Annotated in this window: 9 protein-coding genes; 7 read left to right on the top strand and 2 right to left on the bottom strand. The window is 59.5% G+C overall.

Annotation, left to right across the window (positions count from 1 at the left end; translation table 11 throughout):
* The coding region (locus tag NW863_RS11275; RefSeq protein ID WP_414366427.1) for an ABC transporter substrate-binding protein at window positions 1-312 on the bottom strand (312 nt) is incomplete at its 3' end.
* Between the two features lie 147 nt (window positions 313-459).
* Here NW863_RS11275 and cobA point away from each other — a divergent pair.
* The 4 genes from cobA (at window position 460) to grxC (ending at window position 5,994) form a co-directional block, all read left to right on the top strand.
* Entirely contained in the window at window positions 460-1,959 is a 1,500-nt protein-coding gene (gene cobA / locus NW863_RS11280; protein ID WP_414366429.1) for a uroporphyrinogen-III C-methyltransferase, read from the top strand.
* A 49-nt stretch (window positions 1,960-2,008) separates the two neighbouring features.
* Complete coding sequence (menB, locus tag NW863_RS11285; RefSeq protein WP_414366430.1) at window positions 2,009-2,836, top strand: 1,4-dihydroxy-2-naphthoyl-CoA synthase; 828 nt, start codon at window positions 2,009-2,011, stop codon at window positions 2,834-2,836.
* 61 nt (window positions 2,837-2,897) lie between these two features.
* Window positions 2,898-5,696 (top strand): DNA polymerase I, encoded by a 2,799-nt coding sequence (polA, locus tag NW863_RS11290; protein WP_414366432.1) that lies wholly within the window; start codon window positions 2,898-2,900, stop codon window positions 5,694-5,696.
* Window positions 5,697-5,733: 37 nt separating this feature from the next.
* Complete coding sequence (grxC, locus tag NW863_RS11295; protein WP_414359978.1) at window positions 5,734-5,994, top strand: glutaredoxin 3; 261 nt, start codon at window positions 5,734-5,736, stop codon at window positions 5,992-5,994.
* Between the two features lie 71 nt (window positions 5,995-6,065).
* Here the strand turns inward: grxC and NW863_RS11300 are convergent, their stop codons facing one another.
* The gene (locus tag NW863_RS11300; RefSeq protein ID WP_414359976.1) at window positions 6,066-6,362 is read right to left on the bottom strand and encodes a DUF2470 domain-containing protein; all 297 of its coding nucleotides are present in this window, start codon (window positions 6,360-6,362) and stop codon (window positions 6,066-6,068) included.
* A 142-nt stretch (window positions 6,363-6,504) separates the two neighbouring features.
* On the opposite strand from NW863_RS11300, the gene NW863_RS11305 reads away from it, so the two are divergent.
* The 3 genes from NW863_RS11305 (at window position 6,505) to NW863_RS11315 (ending at window position 8,747) form a co-directional block, all read left to right on the top strand.
* Window positions 6,505-6,948, top strand: a complete 444-nt coding sequence (locus tag NW863_RS11305) for a DUF29 domain-containing protein (RefSeq protein WP_414366434.1) — start codon at window positions 6,505-6,507, stop codon at window positions 6,946-6,948.
* A 436-nt stretch (window positions 6,949-7,384) separates the two neighbouring features.
* Complete coding sequence (locus NW863_RS11310) at window positions 7,385-7,873, top strand: VOC family protein (protein WP_414366435.1); 489 nt, start codon at window positions 7,385-7,387, stop codon at window positions 7,871-7,873.
* Window positions 7,874-7,889: 16 nt separating this feature from the next.
* Window positions 7,890-8,747 (top strand): Tab2 family RNA-binding protein, encoded by an 858-nt coding sequence (locus NW863_RS11315; RefSeq protein WP_414366437.1) that lies wholly within the window; start codon window positions 7,890-7,892, stop codon window positions 8,745-8,747.
* Window positions 8,748-8,906: the final 159 nt, after the last annotated feature.

The raw sequence follows: 8,906 nt of genomic DNA on the forward strand, positions 1-8,906 counted from the left end.
CCCTGACGGCAGAGCCGCCAGGGCGTCGGGGCTGCCGCCGAGGACAAAGTCCGCTGCTCCTCCAGCCAGCAGTTGCAACACGTTAACTGCCGTTCCCCCCATGCGGATTTCCACCTGCAGGCCGTAGTCGGCGTAGATACCCAGGGCCAGGGCCTGGTAGAAGCCGCCATGCTCCGCCTGAGCATACCAGTTGGTCACCAGGCGCAGGGGCCGGGATCTGGAGCGGCGGGATCCCGCTGCTGCTGCCACTAGAGCAGCTCCACTGGCCAGAAAGCGCCGTCGGGGCCAAAGCTCTGCAGTCACACTAGCCATGGGCAGGGATCCTCAGACTGCAACGCTTTCAGTATCTCGCAAGCAGGTGGTTTTTGCCTCAGCTTGGAGGAAGAGTTGCCAAGCAGGCGGGATCCCGCTTTTGCGGCAGGATCAACAGGTAGAGGGCAAGAGAAGGGGTGCAGCAGCATGGGCAAGGTGTATCTGGTGGGGGCGGGGCTGGGTGGGCGGGACGGCCTGACGCAAGGGGCGCTGGAGATCTTGCGGCGGGCTGAGGCCGTTTGGGTGGATGAGCTGGTGGACGAGCGCTTGTTGGCGGAGTTGCCCCCCCAGGCGCAGGTGTGGCGACGTTCCGAAGCAGCGAGCTTGCAGGAGGGCATCCGCTGGCTCATCCAGCGCTGCCGGGAAGGGAAGCAGGTGGTTCACCTCAAGGCGGGGGATCCCTTGATCTTTGGCCGTGCCCGCGAGGAGGTGCAGGCCCTGCGGGAGGCGGGCTGCCCGTTTGAGATCTGGCCAGGCTTGTCGTCGGCCCTGGCCGGCCCTTTGTGGGCAGGGATCCCTCTGACTGATAAGCACTTGAGCCGTGCCTTTGCCGTGCTGACCGCCCACGAGCTGGAGGCCCTGCCCTGGGGCGCTTTGGCCCAGTTGGATACGTTGGTGATCTTGATGGGATCCCGGCAGCGGCAGCAGATTGCGGCCCAGTTGAGGCAAGCTGGGATCCCGCCGGAGCGTGCCGCCGCCGTGATCTGGGGGGCGGGGCAGGCGGAGCAGCAGGTTTGGGTGGGCACCCTGGCAGAGCTGCAACAGGGGGAAGGGTTGGAGCCAGAAAAGCTGCCTGGCCTGCTGGTGGTGGGCGAGGTGGTGCGGCTGCGGCAGGAGTTTTTGCCAGGGATCCCACCGTTACCGCCACCGGCTCCTTTGGCAGGCAAAACGGTGCTGGTCACCCGTGCTGAGGGGCAGTCGCCAGCTTTGCGCGAGCTGCTGCAGACTCAGGGGGCGCGGGTGCTGGAAATGCCCGCCCTGGTCATCCAGCCGCCTACAAGCTGGGATCCCTTGGATACAGCCATTGCTGACCTGGAGAAGTTCGATTGGCTGCTCCTGACTTCGGCCAACGGCGTGCAGGGTTTTTTCGAGCGGTTGCAGCAGCAGGGGCGAGATAGCCGGGCTCTTTACTCTCTGAAAGTGGCAGTGGTGGGATCCAAAACGGCGGCGGTACTGGCCCAGTACGGCATCCGCCCAGATTTGCTGCCCTCTGAGTTTGTGGCTGAAGCCCTGCTGCCTATTTGGCCGGAGCCAGTGCAGGGGCAGCGCATCCTCTTTCCCCGCGTCGAATCCGGAGGACGGGAGGAGCTGGTGCAGGGGCTGCGGCAACGCGGAGCCGAGGTGGTGGAGGTGGCGGCCTACCAGTCGGCCTGTCCGGCAGCGGCGGATCCCCAGGTGGTGGCTGCCCTCAAGGAGCGCCAGGTGGATATCCTCACCTTTGCCAGCTCCAAAACCGTGCAGCATTTTGCCCATCTCCTCCACCAGGCCGGGCTGGGCCCTGAAGTCTGGGATCCGCCGGTGCAGATTGCGGCCATCGGCCCCAAAACGGCGGCAACCTGCAGGCAGATCTTGGGGCGGGTAGATGTGGTGGCCCAGGAGTACACCCTGGAAGGGCTGGTGGGATCCCTCGTTCAGGCAGACGGTTAGCGCGGATAATGGGCAGGGATTGGCGAAGAAAAGGAACCCCCAAGACACCATGTGGCAGACGGCCAAGCTCTACGAAGACATCCTCTACGAGAAGACCGACGACGGCATTGCCAAGATCACCATCAACCGCCCCCACAAGCGCAACGCCTTCCGCCCCAAGACGGTTGCCGAGATGATCGATGCCTTTCTGGATGCGCGGGAGGATCCCAATATTGGAGTCGTGCTCCTGACGGGCGCCGGGCCGCATACGGATGGAAAATATGCCTTCTGTGCTGGGGGCGACCAGAGCGTGCGGGGAGAGGCCGGCTACCTGGACGAGGCAGGCGTTCCCCGCCTCAATGTCCTGGATCTGCAGCGCATCATCCGCTCCCTCCCCAAAGTGGTGATTGCGCTGGTGGCCGGCTACGCCATTGGCGGGGGCCATGTTTTGCATCTCATCTGCGATCTAACCATTGCCGCCGACAACGCCATCTTTGGCCAAACCGGGCCGCGGGTGGGCAGCTTTGACGGCGGCTTTGGGGCCAGCTACTTGGCGCGGGTGGTGGGGCAAAAAAAGGCGCGCGAAATCTGGTTCCTCTGCCGCCAGTACACGGCCGCCCAGGCGCTAGAGATGGGCCTGGTCAATGCGGTGGTGCCCGTGGAGGAACTGGAGGCAGAAGGGATCCGCTGGGCGCGGGAGATCCTCCAGCACAGCCCTCTGGCCATCCGCTGCCTCAAGGCCGCCTTCAACGCCGATTGCGACGGCCAGATGGGGCTGCAGGAGCTGGCCGGGGACGCGACGCTGCTGTACTACATGACCGAGGAAGCTGCCGAAGGCAAACGCGCCTTCTTGGAGAAGCGCCCTCCTAACTTTCGCCAGTTTCCCTGGCGGCCCTAGGGAGCGGCTCCCTGTCCAGGTCGGGATCCCTTAGGCTGGACTTAGTTCCTGGTCTAAGCCGATGGCCGCACCCACTCCGACGCTGCTCTTGGTCGATGGTCACTCCTTGGCCTACCGCGCTTTTTACGCCTTTGCCCACAGTCGCGAGGGGGGCTTGCGCACCTCCACCGGGATCCCGACGAGTGTTAGCTTTGGCTTTTTGAAATCGCTGCTGGAGGTCCTGGAGAAGTACCCCCCCACCCATGTAGCTGTTGCCTTTGATACCCGGCAGCCCACCTTTCGCCACGAGGCTGATGAAACCTACAAAGCAGGCCGCCCGGAAACGCCGCCGGAGTTTCTTGAAGATGTGGAGAACCTCCAGCAGGTGTTGGCGGCGCTGCGCATTCCCATTTTGGCAGTGCCCGGCTTTGAGGCCGACGATATTCTGGGGACTCTCTGTAGGCTTGTTCCCCAAAAGTATCGAGTGCAGATCTTAAGCGGTGACCAGGACCTGTTTCAATTGATTGACCGCGAGGGAAGAATTAGGGTTTTGCACCTCAACAGCAAAGATCGCGTCAGCGAATTTGGCCCCCAAGAGGTCAAAGAGAAATTGGGCATCTGGCCTTGGCAAGTGGTCGACTACAAAGCCCTCTGTGGTGACCCCTCCGACAACATTCCCGGCGTCAAGGGGATTGGCCCCAAGCGAGCGGCAGAGCTCTTGCAGCGCTATGGCAGCTTGGAGGAGATTTTCAACCATTTGGAGGAGATCCCTGGCAAAGTCCAGCAGTACCTTAGGGAAGGGATCACGGCGGCCCGGCACTCCCAATTTCTGGCTCGGATTCACTGCGACGTCCCCCTTGTGCCTGACTGGGAGGGCATGAGGTTGACCGGCTTTGACCCAGAGGAAGTGCTGCCACTGCTGGAGAAACTAGAGTTTCGCAGTTTCATTACTCAAGTGCGGAAACTCCAGGCTACCTTGGGCGGGATCCCCCCTCAGGCAACTGCAGCCAGGACAGCTTCCCCAGAAGCTGCAAGGGATGGCTCTGCCTACGACGAGGCCCTTTGGTTTGATTTTCCCGCTGCTCCCGCCCCTTCTCTGCCGGCAGTGCGCATTGTGGATACCCCAGAGCAATTGGAGCTGTTGCGGCAAGAGCTGTTGGCCTGTTCTGGGATCGTAGCCTGGGACACGGAAACCACGAGTTTGGATCCCCGCGACGCCCAACTGGTGGGAATTGGCTGCTGTTGGTCAGAGGGGGATGTGGCCTATTTGCCCATTGGTCACCGCCAGGGATCCAACCTGGACTGGAACCTAGTTAAGCAGAGCCTAAAGCCCATTTGGGAGGATCCCAATCGGCCCAAAAGCCTGCAAAATTGCAAGTATGATCTCAGTATTTTTCGCGCCCATGGCATCCGCCTACAAGGGATCCAATTTGATCCCATGCTGGCCAGCTACGTTCTCAACCCAGAGGCCAGCCACAACTTGGCTGACTTGGCAGCTGGCTATTTAAATTTGCCCACCACCAGCTACGAAAAGTTGCTGGGCAAAGCAAAGTCCATTGCCGATCTGCCCATTGCCAAAGTGGCAGAATATTGCGGCACCGATGCCTATTGCGCCTATCGCTTGGTGCCTATCCTCACCGAGAAGCTGCAACAGACTGACCCACGCCTCTGGAATCTTTTTATCCAGGTGGAGTTGCCCTTGGCTCATGTTTTGGAAGAAATGGAGTGGGTCGGTATCCGTATCGACACTGAGTTTCTTCAGCAGCTTTCTCAGGAGCTGGAAAAAGAGCTACAAAGCCTGGAGCAAAAGGCCTATGCCCAAGTGGGGGAGGTCTTTAACCTCAACTCTCCCAAACAACTGGCATCCCTACTCTTTGAAAAGCTCAAGCTAGATGTCCGAAAAACTCGCAAGACAGCTACCGGCTACTCCACCGACGCTTCTGTTTTAGAGAAGCTGGAAGGGGATCACCCAGTTATTGAAACTATTCTCCAGTACCGCACCCTGGCCAAGCTCAAATCCACCTATGTGGATGCGCTGCCAGCTCTGGTAAGACGCGATACAGGCAGGGTGCACACCAACTTTAACCAGACCGTTACTGCCACTGGCCGGCTCAGCTCCTCCAACCCCAATTTGCAAAATATCCCCATCCGCAGCGAGTTTAGCCGCCGCATTCGCCAGGCCTTCATTCCCCAGGAGGGATGGCTGTTGGCCTCGGCTGACTACTCACAAATTGAGCTGCGCATCCTGGCCCACCTCAGCCAAGAGCCAACCCTCCTTGAGTGCTTTCGCTCCGGGGAAGATGTGCATACCCTAACCGCTCGCTTGCTCTTTGACAAGCAAGAGGTAACCAGTGAGGAACGCCGCCTTGCCAAGACGATTAACTATGGCGTGATCTATGGCATGGGAGCCCAGCGTTTTGCCCGCACGGCAGGAGTATCGCTGGCAGAAGCTAAGCAGTTCTTGCAGCGATTTAATGAGCGCTATGCTGGCGTTTTTGCCTATCTCCGCGCCACCGAAGCCTTTGTGGAAGAACACGGCTATGTGGAAACCATCCTGGGTCGCCGCCGCTATTTCCCCAATTTGTCTCAGCTATCGGGCTACCGCAAACAAGCCGAGCTGCGGGCTGCTGTGAATGCCCCCATTCAGGGATCCGCTTCAGACATTATCAAAGTAGCTATGGTGCGCCTGCAGGAAAAGCTCCAGAACTTTCGTTCGCGTTTACTTTTGCAGGTTCACGACGAGCTGGTATTTGAAGTAGAGCCCTCAGAATGGCAGGACTTACAGCCCCTCATTCAAAGAGAAATGGAAGGGGCGGTGCCCCTCTCCATACCGCTGGTGGTGGATATTCAAATTGGCCACAACTGGAAGGAGGCCAACTAAGAATGTTAAGCTATGTGAAAGCGTTCGTTATCTCCCTATGGCTGTTGAGATCTACACCTGGCGTTTTTGCCCTTTTTGCATTCGCGCCAAGCAACTGCTAGACCGCAAGGGAGTCAAGTACATCGAATACGCCATTGATGGGGATGAGGCGGCGCGAGCGGAGATGGCTAAGCGGGCCAACGGGCGCCGTTCGGTGCCCCAGATTTTCATCAACAACCAGCACATCGGCGGCTGCGACGACCTCTATGCCCTTGAGGCCCAGGGCAAGTTGGATCTGCTCCTGCAGCAAGCTCACTAGACCCGTCTCTTGCCGGCCTCGGCTGGCTAGCTGGTGCTGGGGTCTTCTCCTTTTTTGCTGCCAGGCCCAGATTAGCTACTGGCTTGCCGGAGGCGAGCACGGGCCTGTTTCAGCATGGCAATCAGGGTGTGGTGGGCATCTTCAGAATCTTTGAGAGGGTGATCAAATGGAATGCGCAGGGTTCGTAGGGCCCCGTCTACCTCTACCTGCAAGTCCATCCCTTCTGAGTCAATGGCCTGCATGCGAGCCTGCGTCACCCCTTCCACTTGGCCGAAGACTTTGGCATAGAGCGCCAGCGCATCGGCGTGGTCTTCGTTCATGTGTTTGCAGATGCGCTCGCTAACCTGAGGGGTGAGAGGGTCGGCCATAGAGTTGCAAAAGGGATGTCCAGATTTTAGTCTAGCGGACTCTTGGCTCAAGCGGCAGTTAAAGGCAGGCCAGCTTCCCCGCGCCCAGCCACTTGTTTCTCCTAGAGCCAGTAGGATTGGTTGATACCCGGGCAGCGCCCAGATGGGGGTGGACATGCAGCTTTACGAGCGCGACTTCTATGCCTGGACTCAGGAGCAGGCAGCGCTGCTGCGGGCGGGCCGGCTGGAGCAGCTAGACACCGTGCATTTGGCGGAGGAAATCGAGGCTTTGGGCAGGCAAGAGCGCCGTGAATTGGTCAATCGCTTGGGGATCCTGCTGGGGCACCTCCTCAAATGGCAGTTCCAGCCCCAGCTTCGCGGCAAAAGTTGGCAGGCCACGATCATCGAACAGCGACAGGAGATCCAGGAGCTCATTGCGGAGAGCCCTAGCCTCAAAGCTTACCTAGCTGAAGCGATGGAAAAGGCCTATCGAAAAGGACTGCTCCTGGTGGTGAGAGAAACGCCCCTTTCTCTTCAGGATCTGCCTGACCGGTGCCCCTACACTTTTGAGCAGGCAATGGATCCCAACTTTTACCCTGAAAAATAACTGCCAAATTTCGCTGGGAGTAAGTATGCAGCTTTACGAGCGCGACTTTTATGCCTGAACCCAAGAGCAGGCAGCGCTGCTGCGGGCGGGACAGTTGCAGCAGAACGACTCCGGGCACTCATCTTCGTTGAGTCAACACACCATGGCTGACGCCACGCTGCGCGAGCCGATAGCGTACGGGCTTCACGCTTCCCAGACTTGTTGGTACGGAGGTCTCAGCGTGCTGCCACTGTGACACCCACGGCAGGAAACTCTCCAGAGATTTAATATTCTTCTCACTTGTAGCACAAACCGCTTTCATCCCGACACTGATTGGCTCTTGAGTCAACACAATTCACCCATACAGTGCGGGGCTTCCCGCCAATTGAGCTAAAATCGCCTAACTTGGTAAAGAGCAGGGATCCTGAGTCGAGCAGGCTGCTTTGCGAGAGAGCCCATGGAACCCATCCGCTTTCATCTGGCCTTTCCCGTTGCCGATATTGCCTTGGCCAAGACTTACTACGGCGAGGGCTTGGGTTGCCAAATCGGTCGGGAAACCCCTGTTTCAGTTATTTTGAACCTCTATGGCCATCAACTAGTGGCCCACCTCACCCAGGAAGAGCTGACGCCACAGCGGGGCATCTACCCCCGCCACTTTGGCCTGATTTTCCCTGCCCAAGCAGATTGGCAGTCGCTGGCGGAGCAGGCCCAGGCACGGGGATTGCTTTTCTATCAGGAGCCGCGCTGGCGCTTTGTCGGCACCCCCCTGGAGCACGGCACGTTCTTTTTGCAGGATCCCTTCTACAACCTGCTGGAGTTTAAGTACTACCGCTACCCTGCCGCCATTTTTGGGGAGCGGGAATGGGCTTTGGTGGGGGATAGGTCTGCCCATCCTTCCCAGGATCGCTTTTCCACTTGCTCAGGCGGTGAGGTCAGCGGCAAGTAGCCAAGGGGAGGCAGACTTGGCCACTCAACCACCTCGTTCTGGCCCTATGCGCGGCCCCATCTGGCAGATGGATTTCAACGCCGTCCCGCTGCGGGATGCCCAGGAGCGGCGGGTTTGGGAGCTGCTGGTGTGCGATCCCACGGGTCAGTTTCGCCAGGCCCAGTACTGCAGCAACCAAGAGGTCAATAGCACCTGGGTGGCCCAACAGTTGCGCAGCTATTTGGAAATGGCCCCCCAGCCCCCTTCGGCCATTCGCGTCTTCCGCGCCCGCATGAGCTCCATTTTGCAACGGGCCTGTAATGCCGTTGGGATCCCGATGCTGCCCAGCCGCCGCGTCTATGCCCTCCGGGCCTGGATGCGGGAACGGGCAGAGCAGGTTTACCCCCAGGAAACCCAATTTACCTATAGCCCCGAGCCGCCATTGGAGCCGGATCCGCCGGATCCCATTCCCCTGCCGGACAAGTTGCAGGGAGAGCGCTGGGCGTTCGTTACCCTGCGGGCCAGGGATCTGCGGGATGCCGAGACCTGGCCAATGGAATTTGGTGAGCTGTTCCCCCTAAACTGGGAGGCCCTGGCGCCCGACACCATCATTCCTGGGTTGGTGATTGCCTCGCGGCGGGCGCTGCCCATAGCAGCCTGGCTGAGCGGTATGGAGCCTGCCTACTTGACGGTGGCGGAGGGACGGCTGCTGTTCGAGGCTGGCCTCAGCGATTGCTACCTGTTTGCGCAACTAAAAGATGAAAAGCTGCAAGCGGAGGCAGAAGGCTTTGCCCAACGCCAACGCCAAGCCCAAGGGCTCCACTTCCTCGCCATCCAAAGCGATTTCCGGGCCCAGTCCTTCGCCGGCTTTTGGCTAATGCAGCATCCTTTTTAAAACCGTTGTCGGCCCCTTACGTAGCTGTGTTGGCAAAGCAACACAAAAACGGTATCAGCAGCTTTGCGAGCGCCTCGCCAAATCCCGCAAAGGCCGATTCTTTCGTTGACCCGCTCGATGCCTTGCGCCACAAGGCTTTCAGGCCTCTTGCCCCCCCTC

Source organism: Synechococcus sp. B60.1 (genome assembly GCF_047462555.1).
Taxonomy (GTDB): domain Bacteria; phylum Cyanobacteriota; class Cyanobacteriia; order Thermostichales; family Thermostichaceae; genus Thermostichus.

Excerpts from the sequence above, each read along its gene's own strand:
- cobA (WP_414366429.1), top strand. The coding sequence starts at position 460 with ATGGGCAAGGTGTATCTGGTGGGGGCGGGGCTGGGTGGGCGGGACGGC.
- menB (WP_414366430.1), top strand. The coding sequence starts at position 2,009 with ATGTGGCAGACGGCCAAGCTCTACGAAGACATCCTCTACGAGAAGACC.
- polA (WP_414366432.1), top strand. The coding sequence starts at position 2,898 with ATGGCCGCACCCACTCCGACGCTGCTCTTGGTCGATGGTCACTCCTTG.
- grxC (WP_414359978.1), top strand. The coding sequence starts at position 5,734 with ATGGCTGTTGAGATCTACACCTGGCGTTTTTGCCCTTTTTGCATTCGC.
- NW863_RS11300 (WP_414359976.1), bottom strand. The coding sequence starts at position 6,362 with ATGGCCGACCCTCTCACCCCTCAGGTTAGCGAGCGCATCTGCAAACAC.
- NW863_RS11305 (WP_414366434.1), top strand. The coding sequence starts at position 6,505 with ATGGGGGTGGACATGCAGCTTTACGAGCGCGACTTCTATGCCTGGACT.
- NW863_RS11310 (WP_414366435.1), top strand. The coding sequence starts at position 7,385 with ATGGAACCCATCCGCTTTCATCTGGCCTTTCCCGTTGCCGATATTGCC.